Source organism: Alphaproteobacteria bacterium (genome assembly GCA_033344895.1).
In the GTDB taxonomy this organism is placed as follows: Bacteria; Pseudomonadota; Alphaproteobacteria; order UBA8366; family Aestuariispiraceae; genus Pacificispira.
This window is the reverse complement of the sequence record JAWPMN010000001.1, coordinates 88,368-104,108: the sequence shown is the minus strand read 5'-3', so window position 1 is coordinate 104,108 and position 15,741 is coordinate 88,368. Positions and strand designations below refer to the sequence as shown.

Annotated in this window: 14 protein-coding genes; 7 read left to right on the top strand and 7 right to left on the bottom strand. The window is 62.8% G+C overall.

Going from position 1 to position 15,741, the window contains the following annotated elements; translation table 11 throughout:
* Position 1: 1 nt before the first annotated feature.
* Positions 2–1,012, bottom strand: a complete 1,011-nt coding sequence (locus R8L07_00515) for a branched-chain amino acid ABC transporter permease (GenBank protein MDW3203994.1) — start codon at positions 1,010–1,012, stop codon at positions 2–4.
* A 525-nt stretch (positions 1,013–1,537) separates the two neighbouring features.
* Between R8L07_00515 and R8L07_00510 the strand changes: the two genes are divergently transcribed.
* Entirely contained in the window at positions 1,538–2,221 is a 684-nt protein-coding gene (locus tag R8L07_00510) for an FCD domain-containing protein (GenBank protein MDW3203993.1), read from the top strand.
* A 40-nt stretch (positions 2,222–2,261) separates the two neighbouring features.
* Complete coding sequence (locus tag R8L07_00505; protein MDW3203992.1) at positions 2,262–2,957, top strand: phosphoenolpyruvate hydrolase family protein; 696 nt, start codon at positions 2,262–2,264, stop codon at positions 2,955–2,957.
* Between the two features lie 3 nt (positions 2,958–2,960).
* Here the strand turns inward: R8L07_00505 and R8L07_00500 are convergent, their stop codons facing one another.
* The 4 genes from R8L07_00500 to R8L07_00485 all read right to left on the bottom strand — a co-directional run bounded on the left by R8L07_00500 (position 2,961) and on the right by R8L07_00485 (position 8,743).
* Entirely contained in the window at positions 2,961–4,718 is a 1,758-nt protein-coding gene (locus R8L07_00500; GenBank protein MDW3203991.1) for a phosphoenolpyruvate hydrolase family protein, read from the bottom strand.
* Positions 4,719–4,810: 92 nt separating this feature from the next.
* Positions 4,811–5,197 (bottom strand): hypothetical protein, encoded by a 387-nt coding sequence (locus R8L07_00495; protein MDW3203990.1) that lies wholly within the window; start codon positions 5,195–5,197, stop codon positions 4,811–4,813.
* Between the two features lie 290 nt (positions 5,198–5,487).
* Positions 5,488–7,275, bottom strand: a complete 1,788-nt coding sequence (locus R8L07_00490; GenBank protein ID MDW3203989.1) for an acyl-CoA dehydrogenase — start codon at positions 7,273–7,275, stop codon at positions 5,488–5,490.
* Between the two features lie 13 nt (positions 7,276–7,288).
* Positions 7,289–8,743 carry an FAD-binding oxidoreductase gene (locus tag R8L07_00485; protein ID MDW3203988.1) on the bottom strand — a complete coding sequence of 485 codons (1,455 nt, stop codon included), beginning with the start codon at positions 8,741–8,743 and terminating at the stop codon, positions 7,289–7,291.
* Positions 8,744–8,843: 100 nt separating this feature from the next.
* Here R8L07_00485 and R8L07_00480 point away from each other — a divergent pair, with 100 nt between their 5' ends.
* Positions 8,844–10,064, top strand: coding sequence for a D-alanyl-D-alanine carboxypeptidase (locus R8L07_00480; protein ID MDW3203987.1), 1,221 nt, complete (start codon positions 8,844–8,846; stop codon positions 10,062–10,064).
* Position 10,065: 1 nt separating this feature from the next.
* Here the strand turns inward: R8L07_00480 and R8L07_00475 are convergent, their stop codons facing one another.
* Together R8L07_00475 and R8L07_00470 are read right to left on the bottom strand one after the other, a co-directional pair.
* Positions 10,066–11,286 (bottom strand): aminotransferase class V-fold PLP-dependent enzyme, encoded by a 1,221-nt coding sequence (locus R8L07_00475; protein ID MDW3203986.1) that lies wholly within the window; start codon positions 11,284–11,286, stop codon positions 10,066–10,068.
* 80 nt (positions 11,287–11,366) lie between these two features.
* Positions 11,367–12,050: a winged helix-turn-helix domain-containing protein gene (locus R8L07_00470; GenBank protein ID MDW3203985.1), complete on the bottom strand. Its 684-nt coding sequence runs from the start codon at positions 12,048–12,050 to the stop codon at positions 11,367–11,369.
* Positions 12,051–12,124: 74 nt separating this feature from the next.
* Between R8L07_00470 and R8L07_00465 the strand changes: the two genes are divergently transcribed.
* The 4 genes from R8L07_00465 (at position 12,125) to R8L07_00450 (ending at position 15,741) form a co-directional block, all read left to right on the top strand.
* A complete protein-coding gene (locus R8L07_00465) occupies positions 12,125–12,454 on the top strand; it encodes an NIPSNAP family protein (protein ID MDW3203984.1) in 330 nt (109 codons plus the stop codon).
* Positions 12,451–12,798, top strand: coding sequence for an antibiotic biosynthesis monooxygenase (locus R8L07_00460; GenBank protein ID MDW3203983.1), 348 nt, complete (start codon positions 12,451–12,453; stop codon positions 12,796–12,798). Before R8L07_00465 ends, R8L07_00460 begins: the two co-directional genes overlap by 4 nt.
* A 130-nt stretch (positions 12,799–12,928) precedes the next feature.
* A protein-coding gene (gene prfB, locus R8L07_00455) for a peptide chain release factor 2 (protein MDW3203982.1) occupies positions 12,929–14,057 on the top strand; the annotation gives its coding sequence in 2 pieces (ribosomal slippage) (positions 12,929–12,997 and positions 12,999–14,057; 1,128 coding nt in all).
* 4 nt (positions 14,058–14,061) lie between these two features.
* Positions 14,062–15,741 (top strand): glutamine--tRNA ligase/YqeY domain fusion protein, encoded by a 1,680-nt coding sequence (locus tag R8L07_00450; GenBank protein MDW3203981.1) that lies wholly within the window; start codon positions 14,062–14,064, stop codon positions 15,739–15,741.

Below are 15,741 nucleotides of genomic sequence, written 5' to 3'. Positions count from 1 at the left end.
CTCAGCGTCCCCCCATGATGCCCTGCGGACGGACCGCCAGGGTCACGACCATGATCAGGAAGGTCAGGACCACGCCGTAGGTCGGGAAATAGGCGAGGCCGAACTGCTCCGCCAGGCCGATCAGAAGCGCGCCGATGGCCGCCCCGGTCACTGAGCCGAGCCCGCCGACGATCACGACGATCAGGGACGCGAGCAGATAACGGATGTCCTCGCCCGGCGCGATGGACAGGGCGGTGCCGCCGATGACACCGGCGAATCCCGCGAGCCCCGCGCCGATGGCAAACACCAGTGCGAATACCAGTTGAACGTTCACGCCCGACGCGGCCAGCATCTCGCGATCGTTCACGCCGGCGCGGATCATCATGCCGATTCTGGTGCGGTTCAGGAAAAGCCACAGGGCGATGCCGACCGCGACGGCCACCGCAAGAACGGCCAAGCGATAGACCGGGTATTTGATGAAGACCGCGTCGCCGGAGGATTTGACGACTGAGACGACGGGCAGTGTGGCTGCACCGAAAAGCCATTCGGGCGGTGCGAACTGGTAAGTCGTCCCGGTCCAGATCGCGAGCATCAGGTCCGCGGCGATGATCGAGATTCCGATCGTGACCAGGGTCTGGCGCAGGTCGTCGCCTTCCATGCGGCGGAAAATCAGGACCTGCAGCAGTATGCCGCTTGCGGCGATGGCCAGAAAGGCAACGGCGAGGCCCAGGAACCAGGAGCCGGTAGCCTCGGCGACCTCGTAGCCGATATAAGCGCCGAGCAGATACATCGAACCATGCGCGAGGTTCACGTTGCGCATCAGCCCGAAGACGAGCGTGAAACCGCTGGCGACCAGGAAATAAAGACCGCCGAGCGTGATCCCGTTGAGGAAGGTGTTCACGAATGTCTTCTTGCGGCCGATCGCATCAACCATCCAGTCCGGCCAGACCGCGAAGATCATCCACAGGAAAGCCGCCGCGATCACAAGAATCACGATCGCCCAGAATGTGTGGCGTTCGATAAACTGCCTCATGGCAGCCGCTTGCCGTTATGGTGCGACATACGACGCGTATCCTCCCTGGCGGCCGCATTCGGTCGACGCATTTGCGCCTTCGGCGGCTCTCGATTGCGATGTTTCATCGCGCCGTCTGTATCCGACGGTTGAGGACAAGCTTGATCGTGTCCCGAAACGACCGCAACAGAGATCGAAGACAAAATGGGAAAAAATGGGTAATATCTGCGGCCATAAATTTGATTCATTGGACTCGGACTTCCTCAACGGAAGGTGAGTCGTGAACTGGAAAACCGGGAAAAACCTATCCGGCACTGCCAAAACCTCCCTGTTCTTGGCCACCCGTTCACCGAAATGTTGGGGTGACACTATCTGCTTTCTGGACCGAAGCAGCCTATAATGATCCAATGACTGGACCAATTGGTTCAATATTGATGGGCCAATAGATCCTTTGTCAATCAAGATTCGGGAGTTCGGCCAAATTCGTTGCTTTATTGAGCCAATTGATCCTATTGTTCCGCCTAGACCGACAGGAAAGGAAGAGGTGTGCGTAATACGGTATCGACCAGGATCCGCGAAGTTCTGCGCCGGGACATTGAATCCGGCGCCTTCGGGCCCGATGGGCGTTTCCCAACGGAGCGGGATCTGGCAGATCGGTTTGGCGTCGCCCGAAACACGATCCGCCGCGCCATGGATTCCCTGGAATCGGACGGACACATCACGCGGCAGGTCGGCCGGGGTACTTTCGTTACCCGGTCTCCATCGGGGGAGGGGGCGCAGCTCGCCGCGACGGGGACCGTCCTGCCGGCCGATATCAGCCCGCGGGATCTGATCGAGGCACGCATGATGATCGAGCCGGCCGCGGCGGCTGCGGCTGCGGCAAATGCGACCGATGCCGATATCGAGCTTCTCCTCGAAGCCCAGGCGGCCTCGGAAGACACCAGCGTCATGGAAGAGTTCGAGCGCTATGACGCGCAGATCCATCAGTTGATCTTTGCCATGACGCATAACCAACTTGTTCAGCGGATCGATGAGATGCTGCGGTCGATGCGCGACAATGCGGATTGGCTGGCTGCCAAGCGAAATGCCTATTCGAGTGATCTGAAGGCCCGCTATGTCGCGCAGCATGCCGCGATTATCGACGCGGTACGGCGTCGTTCGCCCAGGGCCGCACGCGAGGCGATGATCGTGCATCTGGAGGAAGTGCGCCGCGCTCTACTGGAAGGTTGATCGCTTTTCTAAAGATGAGTATGGGTAAAAATGGGTATAGATGCCTGATAATGAATTCATGGATTACCTGACCTGGCCGGTCGAATGGCGCAGCCGGAAGTCCGGCGCCGGCTTGTTTCACGCGGTCGCAACCCCGGTACCGGCCCTGCTGGCGGAAGGATTGCCGGCGGAAGTCGGGTTGTTGCTGCCCAATCGCAATTCCCAACCTGTGGAACTCGCAATCGCGGATCGGCTGGCGGCGGGGGATGGCGCGCGCCCTGCGCTGGGCCTGTTTATGGCGAACCCCTTCCTGAAGCTCGATACCGTTGCGGCTGCCTGTCAGTCGGCATCGATCGAATGGATCGTCAACTTGCCGAGCGTTGCGCAACAGGACTCGGAGTTCGGTCAGCAGTTGGAGGATGTCGGTCTCGATCTGACCGGCGAGTTGCGACGTCTCGATGCCCTGCACGCACGCGGTCTTCGCACCGCGGCCGTGGTCACGGATGCCGAAGGGGCCGAGAAGGCGATCGCCGCGGGGGCGGAGGTGCTGATCGTTCTGCCGCGTGTCTCGGACTTTGCGGCAGGGTTTCCATCATCCCGTCAGCGGGGGACGGCGATCCAGCTTGTTCGCAATGCGCTGGCGTCATCGGATTGGCAGGGATCCGTCCTTGGTCTCGGCGACGCGACAGAGGCGGCTCATCCGGCGCTGTGGCCGGAAGGCGTGGATGGGTTGATGATCCGGCCCAAAGCCGCCTGACCGCTAGTCCGACAGGCCATACTTGCGGATCTTGTTGTAGAGCGTCTTGCGCGAGATGCCGAGCGCTTCCGCCGTTCGGCTGCGGCTGAAACCGTGACGCCATAATGCGTCCACGATCCGGTCCTTTTCGCCCCGCCCGGACGTTGGTTGCTCCGTTTCCCCACGCAACAGCGGCAGCACTTCGCCCTTCTGGATCGGCTGGCCGGAGCCCGGATGGCGCAACTGACCGAGAACAGTGCGCAGTTCCGCCTCGTTCCCCGGCCAGGGATGGGCCTCCAGCGCCTGCAGGGCGTCGGCCGAGAACGCTTCCCGCTTCAGCGGACGCCCGAGCCGATCCTCTGAGAGGCTCTCCAGCAAGGTCAGCAGGTCGTCGATTCGCTCTGTCAGGGATGGCAGCCGAACGACCGATCCGCCGAGTATGTGGCACAGGGACGGGTCCAGGCCCTCCAGGGCATTGGCATTGCGGGCATCGGATCCGGCATCGGCGCGAACCAGGGCAATTCGTGGTGCGACGGAATTCGGGCGGCGTTGACCTGTGGCCCGGAACACGCCATCCGACAAGGCGCGGGCGAGGCGCCGCTGCGCGCCCGTGGGCATGCGTTCCGGCGCATGAATGACGAGCAGATCGATTTCCGGGTCACCCAGGGCCGGGCGACGCCGGGAGGACGGATCGGCCTGTCCGAACAGGATGGCGCGTGCCCGGGCGGGAAAATCCTCGCCCGCCAGATCGATCTGATAGATTACCGGCGTGCCGGCGGCGCCTGATGCCAGGGCGCGCAGGGTCGGCATCGGATCCTGGCCCGGCCCGCAATGGACCATCACCGGCGAACGACCCCCGGCCAGCGGGCGCAGGCGCTCCAGAAAGCCGAGTTGCGCCTTGGACCGCCCCGTCAGGCCGAAGCGTCGTCCCCAGGAAAGCAGGCTCGCGCTTTCATCGTTCAGGGTCTCCATCCGTCGGCCGGCATGCCGGAACCGGTCGATCTGATCGGCAACTGAGGCTTCCAGCGGCATGCGTTCGAAGGTCGAGCCACCAACGTAGCCGTCGATCGGTGCAAGGCGAAGCAGACGGCCCAGATCCTCCGCCGTGGCGATGGGGCCGCCTTCCAGCAGGAACCGGATACGCGGATTGATCCGCTTGATTAGCCGGCCGATTTCCCGGACCGCGGTCGCTACCTCCTCCACGGAGGACCGACGGCGGTGTCCGACGGTGCCCCCCACATTCCAGCCGAGATTGAGACAGACCATGTCGATGCCGGAATCCGCTGCCAGCCGCGCCTGCGTTCGGGTCGCGCAATAGAACATTGCCGTCAGGCCCGCATTCTGAACGGCGCGCAACTGTTCGACCTCGCGTTCGATGCCGCGCCCGCTGCGACTCAGCATCTGCTGCATGGCGCGCGAAAAGTGCATACAACTGGGAAAATTGACGGCCCCGGCAAATCCGGCGTCGGCGATCTCCCGGGCGCGTCGCACGGGGTCGAAGTCGCCGCTCCAGACATCGACGCCCAGCAGGACCGGAAGGTCGCATTGGGGCAGCAATTCGTTGCGCGCAAACGGCTCGGTCAGACCGGTTGCCTCGAAGATCGGCAACATGCAGGCGATGGAAGGGGCGCCCATGCTGCGCAACCGACCGGCGTTGATCGCCAGCAGAAAGTCGGCCCCGCCGCGTGCCGCCGCAAGACCGGTACTGCCGGAACCGATAGCCGCGCCGATCAGAAACGGCGCATCGGTTTCGGCGATTTTCCTGCGTGTGGCGTCGGGCAATGCCGGCTCCCCGGTCGGACAATTGATCCGGCCAGACTAGGCGGAGCCGTACCGCCGGCCAAGGCTGTTTCCAGCCCTCGCCGGCGCACCGGTTACGCGGCCTTGCGGCGTTTCGAAAGCCGATGTGTTGCACGCTCGTGGTTGTCGTTGACCGGGGTGTCGGGAATCTCCGGGCTCATCCGGGGGTCTTCGGACCGAACGAGCCGGCCCAGCAGCACCAGCCAGAAGACAGGAAGGGCAAAGACACCCGCCAGTGCGGCGATCCCGGCCGGGCCGTCGAAGTCCAGCGCGTGAACCGCGGTGAAGGCATAGGCCGTCCCGATGCTGACAAGGCCGGTCAGCAGGACGCAGAAGAGTATGGTGCCCATTTCACCCAGTTCGGAGGATTGGGCATTCTCCGCACCCTGGAACTGCAACCAGGTCCAGGCGAGGACGAGGCCACCGCAGAGCAGCGCTGCGGACATCAAGAAGTCGTACATTTCGGGTCTCCGAGATGCACAGGGGCGCGGGGAGGGCACGAAGTCATATCCGGAGGCACTGATGCGTGCATCGGGCCACGGTCCGCCGACAGGCGGGACAACTTCGGTTCGCTACTCATGTCGCACGCGCGGATATCTTTCCGGCGCGTCCCTGAGCAGAAGGGGCCGGCCCATTGGGCCGACAGCCGCAAATGGCTGCGGTTATCCGTTAGGTGATGTGCCGGTTTGTCCAATTCCAGATCGGCCGGACGGAATATTTTCAGGCTATCGCTGTTCGATGGTTGGACCGTCTAGAGCGCATCGTCCGGGATTGCCCGCAGGGTTTCCCAGCCGTTCTCCATCGACTTTGCAAGACCCGGTACCTGGGTCAGGACATTGTCGGCGAAGAATCGCGCCGTCGCGATCTTGGCACGCAGGAAAGTCTCGTCGGCCTCAGCATCGGATTCCAGCTTTTCGAGGGCAACCCGAGCCGCATGGGCGAGGGAGGCCCCGCCGGCTGTAATACCGAAGGCCCGCAGGTAATAGGCCGCCGTACCGCCGGCGACATCCGGATCGTTGGACGCGTTCTCCAGAAGCCATTCTGTGGCGTCCTCGAGAGCATCAACCGCCTTCGCCAGACGTTTGCGAATGGCCGCCATATCGTCACCCGGCACGTTGTTCAGGCCGGTGATCTGGACATGCAGTTCATCCAGATATTCCTGCGCTGCCTTGCCCCCGTCGCGCAGCAGCTTGCGCCCGACCAGATCCATCGCCTGCACGCCGTTCGTGCCTTCATAGATCGGCAGAATGCGGCTATCCCGGAAATGCTGGGCGGCGCCGGTTTCCTCAATGAAGCCCATGCCGCCATGGACCTGAACGCCCATGGACGACAGTTCGACACCCATGTCGGTGAACCAGCCCTTGATCACCGGGGTCAGCAGACCGACACGCCGTTCCCCCCATTTGCGCCAGGATTCGTCGGGGTGGCGTTTCTGCTGGTCCAGCGCGACCATCGCTTCCAGAACCAGGCCGCGCATCGCCTCGGCATGGCTGCGCATGGTCATCAACATGCGACGCACATCGGCGTGATCGACAATGGGGGCCAGCGCCTTGTCGCCGGCGCGCCCCTGCTTGCGCTCCAGCGCATAGTCTCGGGCCTGCTGATAGGCGCGCTCGATAACGCTCAATCCCTGCAGCCCGACGGCGAGGCGGGCATTGTTCATCATCGTGAACATGTATTCCAGGCCACGGTTTTCCTCGCCGACCAGGTATCCGATGGCACCGTCATTGTCGCCGTAGGACATTACGCAGGTGGGCGAACCCATGATGCCCAGCTTGTGCTCGATCGAGACACAACGCAGGTCGTTGCGCTCACCCGGCGTGCCGTCTTCCTTGGGCAGGTATTTCGGCACGATGAACAGCGAGATTCCCCTGGTCCCCTCCGGCGCATCCTCGCACCGGGCGAGAACCAGATGGACGATGTTCTCGGCCATTTCGTGTTCGCCATAGGTGATGAAGATCTTCGTGCCGCGAATTCGGTAATGATCCTCGCGCCGTTCGGCCCGGGTCTTCACCAGCGACAGATCGGTGCCGGCCTGCGGTTCGGTCAGGTTCATCGTGCCAGACCATTCGCCCGACACCATCTTTGGAAGGTAGGTCGCCTTCTGCTCCGGCGACCCGTGCGCCTGAAGCGCCTCGACGGCACCCTGGTTCAGCAGCGGGCACAGCGCCCAGGCCAGGTTTGCCGACTGCCACATCTCGGCCACCGCGGTCGACACGATCCAGGGCAGTTCCTGGCCACCGAACTCGGCCTCGAACGGGACCGCATTCCATCCGCCATCGACGAACGCCTTGTAAGCCTCGGCAAACCCATCCGGCACGCGGACGACGCCGTTTTCGTAGCGCGCACCCTGCTGGTCGCCCGAATGATTGATCGGCGCCAACTGCTCGGATGCGAATTTCGCGGCCTCTTCCAGGATCGCGTCGACGAGGTCCGGCGTAATTTCCTCACAGCCGGGCAATTGCATCACCTGGTTCAGCAGCCCCATATCCTTCAGGATGAACTGCATGTCCCGCGTCGGGGCCGTGTAAGCATTCATCGGGTCTTCCCCTTCAGTCCTGTTTCGGGCGCGCGGCCGGGATCGTCTTGCCCGGATTCATCAACCCCTTCGGATCGAACAGATCCTTCAGGGCGCGCATCGTCGCAAGTTCGACATCCGATTTGCAACGCAACATTTCTTCGCGTTTCGACATGCCGATGCCATGCTCGGCGGAGATCGACCCGTCCAGGGACAGGGCCACATCATGCACGCGGCGTTGCAGCGCCTCGCGATGTTTCGCAAACTCCTCGGCCGGCATGTCCACCGGCTGGGACAGGTTGTAGTGAATGTTGCCATCCCCGACGTGACCGAACGGGTAGGGGCGGATGCCCGGCATCATCTCGGTCACCTCGGCATTGGCCTGGCGGATGAAATCCGGGACCAGACTGACCGGCACGGAAACGTCGTGTTTCACCTGCGCACCCTCGCGGACCTGGGCGTCGACAATCGCTTCGCGCAGGAACCAGATCTGGTTCCTCTGATCTTCCGACTGGGGCAGAACCGCATCGACGATGTGGCCGTCCTCGTAGGCACTTTCCAGCAGGCCTTCCAGCGCCCGGGACGCCGAACCGTCGGCACGTGTGCCACCGATTTCCAGCAGGACGGTCCAGTCATAGGTTGTCTCAAAGGGCTGCTTGGCGCCATCGACATGCTTTTCCGCCCAATCCAGGGCAAATCCCGGCATCAGTTCAAAGGACATCAGCGCATCGGCACTGGCGGTTCGGGCCTGCTCCAGCAGGGTGACCGCCGCGTCCAGGTCGGACAGGGCGACCAGCGCTGCCGCACGCTCCTTCGGCAGGGGGAACAGTTTCAGAACCGCGGCGGTAATGATGCAGAGCGTCCCTTCCGATCCCAGGAACAACTGCTTCAGATCGTAACCGGTATTGTCCTTGCGCAGACGCCGCAGCCCGTTCCAGATTCGCCCGTCCGGCAACACGACCTCAAGGCCAAGCACCAGATCGCGGGCATTGCCATAGCGCAGTACATTGATGCCGCCCGCATTGGACGACAGATTGCCGCCGATCTGACAGGACCCTTCGGCACCGAGACTGAGCGGGAAAAGGCGATCGGCCGCCTCCGCCGTGTCCTGAAGGTCTTTCAGGATGCAACCGGCTTCGACCGTCATCGTGTAATTGGCCGCGTCGACATCGCGAACGGCGTTCATCCGGCCCAGATTGATCAGCAACTGCCGGCCGCTAGGATCCGGCGTTGCTCCGCCGACTCGGCTGGTATTGCCGCCCTGGGGAACGACCTGGATGCCGGCCGCATAGGCGATCGACAGGATGTCGGAGACTTCCTGCGTCGTCGCGGGCTTGGCCATACCCAAGCAGCGTCCTTCATAGACGTTGCGGGAATCGATGAGCCAGGGCGCCAGTGTTTCGGGATCGTCGATCCAGCCCTTCGGGCCGAGTCGCTCGCGAATCCGGTGCAGGGCGTCCTGCTCGTCCGGTGTCGGTCGGTAGGGCATCTCCGTCATGCATCATGATTTAGACCGGCCATTCGCGGCAAGCAAGCGGGCGCATTGCCACGCTCTTTCAACCGGCGTGCGGACGCGATAGCGTCCTGCAATGCGCGCCATAATGATCCTTCTCTGGCTGCTTGCCGGATGTTCCGCTGATCGGACCCTGTCCCGGGATGATCCCGGACCGATCGACGTCTCGATTGCGGCCATTTCCGTTGAGGGCGGCCGCGCGGTCGTCGCCATCGATGCGGACCGTGCCGTGTTGCCCGCCTCCACGGCGAAGCTGGTTACCGCCCTAACCGTTGCGGATCGGGCCGACCTGGAGCACCGCTTCACTACACGCCTGTGTCGCGACGGCGATGCGGTGATGTTGATCGGCGGCGGCGATCCGTCGCTGGATGTCGAGGATCTGCTGGCATTGGCACTGGCGGCGAAGGACGGTCTCCATGGGGCGACCTCATTCCACTATGCACCGGTGCGCACACTGGGCGCCGTGAATTCCGGGCAGCCTGCCGATGCCGCCTACAATCCCGTTCTATCTGGTCTGATGGTGGCGGAGGGCGCGTTCAAGGGATACCGGGCAGGCACCACGAGCTGGAGCGTGCCCGAAGGCGGGCCTGTGCCGCCTCAAGACGGCGAGGACTGGTACGCCCATCCTGATCCGCCGAGGCAGGCGGCGATGCTGTTTCGAACCTATGCCGCGGGCCTGGGGGTCGATCTGCCCTCTCCTGAGCCCGGGCCCGAATCCTGCCCGGCAGAGCTGGCGCGGCATCAAAGCGACCCGCTTGGCGATCTGATCCGTGATATGTTGTGGACATCCAGCAACGCCGCGGCGGAAATGCTCGGTCGTTTTGCCACCACGGCGCAGGGGCCGAATGTGTGGCTGGCGGATGCCCATCCGGACCTGGCAGATATCGTATTGGAGAACTTTTCCGGACTCGGCGAAAAGTCGCGTGTCACGGCAAGGGCGATGGCCTTGCTGCTGGCACGGGAGGCCGGACGGGAAATCGGCGATGCGGCACTGCCCGCAATCCTGACGCCGGCCGGCTGGGACGGCGGATTGCGCAGACGCATGACCGGGCCGCCGGCGGCTCTTGCCGTCTGGGCCAAGACCGGCACCATGCATTATGGCGTCGGGTTGGCCGGGTATGTCCTGCATCCGCGGCGTGGCCTGCTGGCCTTTGCGGCCTATGCCCACGACCCTGTCCGCCGGGCGGCATACGATCCGCTGTCCGCCGACCCCGTCTCCGAAGTCAGCGCCCGTGCATGGGACCGCGCCGCCCGGCAGGCGGTGGACGATGCGGTGACTGCGCTGTTTCGCGAATAGCCTACTCGGCGGCCTTCATTGCGCTGTTTGGAACCGTGGCGTCGTTGTTGGCGGCGCTCAGTTCCGCAATGGCCGCGTCCATGGCGCCATTCCCCAGCGGTACGCCGTGGAGGCGCAGCACCGTTTCTATCGCGGCCAACGACCCGAGGACCATCGGCTCGTTGATGTCGCCCATATGGCCGATGCGAAAGGCGCGTCCGCGGAACGGCCCGATTCCGGAACCGATATGCAGGTTCATTTCGCGGCCCGTCGACCGAACGGCCTCCGCGTCCATACCCTCCGGCATCAGGATCGATGTGACGCTGTCGGCGCGCTGGGACGGCTCTACCGCGTTGAATTGCAGCGCGCCGCCGTCGCACCAGCGGCCGACCGCCGCGCGGACGGTCCGTGCCAGGCGGGCATGCCGGGCGATGACGCCGTCCAGGGTTTCCTCGGCGATGATATTCAGCGCCTCGCGCAGACCGAAGACATGATGCTCCGGCGCCGTGCCGCAGAAACGCTGGTAGTGTTCCCCGGCGACGCGTTCCTGCCAGTCCCAGTACCGGCGGGGCATGGTGGTCTTCTTGCCTACCTGCATCGCCTTGTCATTCGCCGCGACCATGGCAAGGCCCGGCGGCATCATCAGCCCCTTCTGCGAGGCGGCGACGGTGACGTCGACCCCCCACTCGTCCATCGGGAAATGGGTTGTGCCCAGCGATGCGATCGTGTCGACGCAGAACAGGGCGGGATGACCGGCGGCGTCGATTGCCTTGCGCGCGGCCAGTACATCGCTCTTCAAACTGGTCGCCGTGTCGACATGGACGAACAGGACGGCCTTGATCTTGTGATCGGTATCCGCCCGCAGCTTTTCTTCCAGCCGGTTAGGATCAATCGCGTGACGCCAGTCATTGGCTACGGTCTCGCAATGAAGGCCCAAGGCATCGGCCATGCTGCGCCAGGCCTCGGAGAAGACGCCGACCTCCGGGATCAGGACCGTATCGCCGGGAGACAGGATGTTGGTCAGTGCCGCTTCCCAGCCGCCATGGCCATTCGCGGCATACAGGTGGACGGTTCCCGATGTACGGAAGATTGCCTTCACATCCTCGAAGACCTCGTCACACAGCGCCATGAAGTCGGGACCGGAAAAGTCCACGGACTGGCAATGCATCGCGCGCAGAATGCGGTCGGGGATGGGCGTCGGGCCCGGACTAAGCAGAAACTGGTATCCGCGTTCAGACGCCATCAGGCCGTCCTCCCAATTGTATGGTCATCACTTTGATTGACGATATAGGTACCCTACCCACGGGAACCGTCAATATGGTGTCACACGATGTCGAAGGCTTTTCTAAACGCGCTTTCGCCAACCGGTGTGAATGCCACAATCCGCGTGCCGTCGATCCGGCGAGCCCAACCGGCGGCGTAGGTGTGGTCCAGAACCGCCTTGCCCAGACCGCCGGCCAGATGGCTGCGCCGCATGCTCCAGTCCAGGCACGATTTGCAGACCGGGCGCCGACTGCCGGTCAGGCTGTCCAGGTCGATGCCGATCGCACCGAAGAAGGATTCCCCAATATCGGTGAGGTGGAGTTCCTCCCCATCCTCCCGCAGCATGCGGCGTTCCAACAGGCTGTCGAGCAGCGACACGGCCAGTTCCCCGGCAAGATGGTCATAACAGATGCGGGCATGGCGAAGGGCTGGATCTTTCGGTCCGGTGCGCGTTCGGACATGGCCGCGAGCCGCAGCCAATCCCATCATGGATTCCAGAAGATTGCCCACCTGTTCGTCGAATAGCGCGAAATAGCGGTGGCGTCCCTGCTTTCGCTGGCGGATCAACCCGCCGGATTCCAGCTTCTTCAGATTTGTGCTGGCGGTCTGTTGGGTGATACCGGCCTCGGCGGCCAGTTCCGTGGCCGTATACGCCTTTCCGTCCATCAATGCGGTCAGCATGTTGGCGCGGGCTGGGTCACCGATGAGGGAGGCGATCAACGCAATGTCTGGGCCTTCTTTCATACTTCGATGCTAGACGAAGCATTGGCGGGCGGCAACGTGGCAATGAAGGGCATCGGAACCTCCTGGAGACGGCCATGCTGACCTGTTTCATCCGTTATCATATCGATCCGACGAAGAAGGACGCCTTCGCCGAATATGCCCGGAACTGGGGCCAGGCCATCCCGCGTTGCGGCGCCGACCTGATCGGATATTTCGCCCCGCATGAAGGGTCATCGACCCTGGCCTACGGCGTCTACAACATCGAAAGTCTGGCTGTCTATGAGGCCTATCGGGCGCGCCTGGCCGCGGATCCGCTGGGCCGCGAGAATTATGAGTTCGCCCAGCGGGAAAAGTTCCTGCTGCGCGAGGATCGGACTTTCCTGAAATGCGTGTCGCTGCCCCATGGCGGGACGGTGTCGTCATGATCGCCGTTATCTTCGAGGTCACGCCAAGCGAAGGCGGCAAGGCGGCTTATCTGGATATCGCTGCGCGTCTGTTCGAGGAGTTGAAGGATCATGACGGATTCCTGTCGGTGGAGCGGTTCCAGAGCCTGAGCGACCCTTCAAAGCTGCTGTCACTGTCCTTCTTCCGGGATGAAGAGGCGGTCGCCGCCTGGCGTAATCGAATGGCACACCGGGATGCCCAGTCGGCCGGTCGGGAAGGGGTGTTTCAGGACTACAGGCTGCGGATCGCCAGCGTCATCCGCGATTACGGTATGACCGACCGCGAACAGGCCCCGGCGGACTCCCGGGAAAGGCATGACGGGTGATGCAAGGGGCTGGATTGCAGGCGCGCGCACTACCTGCGCGCGCTTGGAATGCCGCGAGCGGGCTTGCCTGTTCGCGCCGCATCGCCTAAGTGCAGGGCCGATAATCCGAAACTGGAAAGGATCGGTTCGAATGCGCGCTGAGACGCAAGCGGTGGTCGACGAACTCAAGCAGTCGCTGGAACTGCTGAGGAGGCATCTTTGACTGGGGTGTCTCGACAAAACGCCTTGAAGAACTGAACGCCCGGTCGGAAGACCCGGATCTTTGGAACGACCCCGAGGCCGCGCAGAAAGTCATGCGCGAGCGCGCGTCGCTGGAAAGCCGGATCAACGGTTTTCTGGAACTGGAGAACGGCCTCAACGACAATGTCGAACTGATCGAACTGGCGGAGCTGGAAGACGATCAGTCGATGATCGAGGATGCCGAAAAGGCCCTTTCCAGCCTGCGCGATACCGCCGCGAAGCTGCAATTGCAGAGCCTGCTATCCGGCGAGGCCGACGGCAACAACTGCTTCCTGGAAGTTCACGCCGGTGCCGGCGGAACCGAAAGCCAGGATTGGGCGCAGATGCTGACGCGCATGTATTCGCGATGGTGCGACAAGCGCGGCTACAAGACCGAACTGATCGAAGAAAGCCCCGGGGAAGAGGCCGGTATCAAATCCGTCACCCTGAAAGTGTCGGGGCAGGACGCCTATGGCTGGCTGAAGACCGAGGGCGGTGTTCATCGCCTGGTGCGGATTTCGCCGTATGATTCCTCGGCGCGGCGCCATACCAGCTTCTCGTCCGTCAAGGTCTATCCCGAGATCGACGATTCCATCGAGATCGAAATCAACGACAGTGAGTTGCGCGTCGACACCTACCGGGCTTCCGGCGCAGGTGGCCAGCACGTCAACCGGACCGATTCCGCGGTGCGTATCACCCACCAGCCGACCGGTATCGTGGTGCAGTGTCAGAACGATCGGTCGCAGCACAAGAACCGCGCGACGGCGATGAAGATGCTGAAGGCCCGTCTCTACGAGATGGAACTGAAGAAGCGCGAAGCCGCCGCCCAGGAAAACTTCGAGGCGGAAACCGAGATCGGCTGGGGCCGGCAGATCCGGTCCTATGTGCTGCAGCCCTACCAGATGGTGAAGGACCTGCGCACCGGCGTCGAAACCAGCAATACCGGCGCGGTTCTGGATGGCGATATCGACGCCTTCCTGGAAGCCTCGCTGGCGTCGAAGCTGGATGGCAATCATAGCGAAGTCGAAGATCTGGATTGATCCCATGAGTGAGACCGAGACCCAAGAAGCACGCCGCGACTTCATTCGCGAGATGATCCGCAGCGACCTGGCTAACGGAAAGGTCTCGGAACTGGTGACCCGCTTCCCGCCGGAACCGAACGGCTACCTGCATATCGGACATGCCAAGTCGATCTGCCTGAATTTCGGCGTGGCGGAGGAGTTTGGCGGACGCTGCAATCTGCGTTTCGACGACACGAACCCGACGAAGGAAGAGCAGGAATATATCGACGCCATCCAGGAGGATGTGCGCTGGCTGGGTTTCGAATGGGACGGGGAGCCGAAATTCGCGTCGGACTACTTTGAGACCTTTTATGGCTACGCGGTTCATCTGATCGAAGCCGGAAAGGCCTATGTCGACGACCTGTCGCCCGAGGAAATCCGGGAGTACCGCGGCACGCTGACCGAACCCGGAAAGGAAAGCCCGTACCGAAACCGGTCGGTCGAGGAGAACCTGGATCTGCTGGCCCGGATGCGAAACGGGGAGTTCAAGGCCGGCGAAAAGAGCCTGCGTGCCAAGATCGACATGGCGTCCGGGAACATCAATCTGCGGGACCCGGTACTTTACCGGATCCTGCACGCCCATCACCCGCGGACGGGTGATGCCTGGTGCATCTATCCGACCTATGATTTTGCCCATGGCCAGGGCGATGCCATCGAGGGGGTGACCCATTCGCTGTGCACGCTGGAGTTCGAGGATCATCGTCCTCTCTACGACTGGCTGATCGAGAATCTGCCGGTTCCGTCGCGTCCGCGTCAGACCGAGTTCTCGCGCCTGAACATGACCTATCTGGCGCTGTCGAAGCGAAAGCTGATCCAATTGGTCAAGGATGGGCATGTGCGCGGTTGGGACGATCCCCGCATGCCGACCCTGCGCGGGTTGCGGCGGCGCGGCGTACCCGCGGCGGCACTGCGCGATTTCTGCAGCCGTATCGGACTGACAAAGTCGGACAACACGATCGAGTATCCGATGCTGGAGCACTGCATTCGGGAGGATCTGAACAAGAACGCCCAGCGCCGGATGGCGGTGCTGGACCCGTTGAAGGTCACAATCACCAATTATCCCGAAGGTCAGTCGGAAACGCTGGATGCCGTGAACAATCCGGAAGACCCGGAAGGCGGCATGCGTCAGGTTCCGTTTTCCCGTACGCTCTACATCGAAAAGGCGGACTTCATGGAAGATCCGCCGAAGAAGTTCTTCCGTCTGGCCCCGGGACGCGAGGTCCGCTTGCGCTGGGCCTATTTCATCACCTGCCAGGATGTCGTGAAGAACGACGCGGGCGACATTGTGGAACTGCTGTGCACCTATGACCCGGCTACCAAGGGCGGGGATGCCCCGGACGGCCGCAAGGTAAAGGGAACGCTGCACTGGGTGTCGGCCGACCACGCGGTTTCGGCAGAAGTGCGGGTCTACGATCATCTCTATGTCCGCCCGGATCCGGGCGCGGACGGGGATCCTATCGACGATCTTAATCCGGATTCCCTGACGGTGATCGCTGATGCGAAACTGGAACCCAGCCTGACCGAAATTCCGGTCGGCGAGACGGTTCAGTTCGAACGGCAGGGCTATTACTGCGTCGACCCGGACGGCACGCCCGACAAGATGGTCTTCAACCGCACCACCGGTCTGCGGGACAGCTGGGCGAAGGCGCAGAAGAACGGCTGA

Coding starts and splice junctions, on each gene's coding strand:
- R8L07_00490 (MDW3203989.1), bottom strand. CDS start 7,275: ATGAATGCTTACACGGCCCCGACGCGGGACATGCAGTTCATCCTGAAG.
- R8L07_00460 (MDW3203983.1), top strand. CDS start 12,451: ATGATCGCCGTTATCTTCGAGGTCACGCCAAGCGAAGGCGGCAAGGCG.
- R8L07_00495 (MDW3203990.1), bottom strand. CDS start 5,197: ATGTACGACTTCTTGATGTCCGCAGCGCTGCTCTGCGGTGGCCTCGTC.
- R8L07_00450 (MDW3203981.1), top strand. CDS start 14,062: ATGAGTGAGACCGAGACCCAAGAAGCACGCCGCGACTTCATTCGCGAG.
- R8L07_00485 (MDW3203988.1), bottom strand. CDS start 8,743: ATGCCCTACCGACCGACACCGGACGAGCAGGACGCCCTGCACCGGATT.
- R8L07_00505 (MDW3203992.1), top strand. CDS start 2,262: ATGCCTGATAATGAATTCATGGATTACCTGACCTGGCCGGTCGAATGG.
- R8L07_00465 (MDW3203984.1), top strand. CDS start 12,125: ATGCTGACCTGTTTCATCCGTTATCATATCGATCCGACGAAGAAGGAC.
- R8L07_00470 (MDW3203985.1), bottom strand. CDS start 12,050: ATGAAAGAAGGCCCAGACATTGCGTTGATCGCCTCCCTCATCGGTGAC.
- R8L07_00480 (MDW3203987.1), top strand. CDS start 8,844: ATGCGCGCCATAATGATCCTTCTCTGGCTGCTTGCCGGATGTTCCGCT.
- R8L07_00475 (MDW3203986.1), bottom strand. CDS start 11,286: ATGGCGTCTGAACGCGGATACCAGTTTCTGCTTAGTCCGGGCCCGACG.
- R8L07_00515 (MDW3203994.1), bottom strand. CDS start 1,012: ATGAGGCAGTTTATCGAACGCCACACATTCTGGGCGATCGTGATTCTT.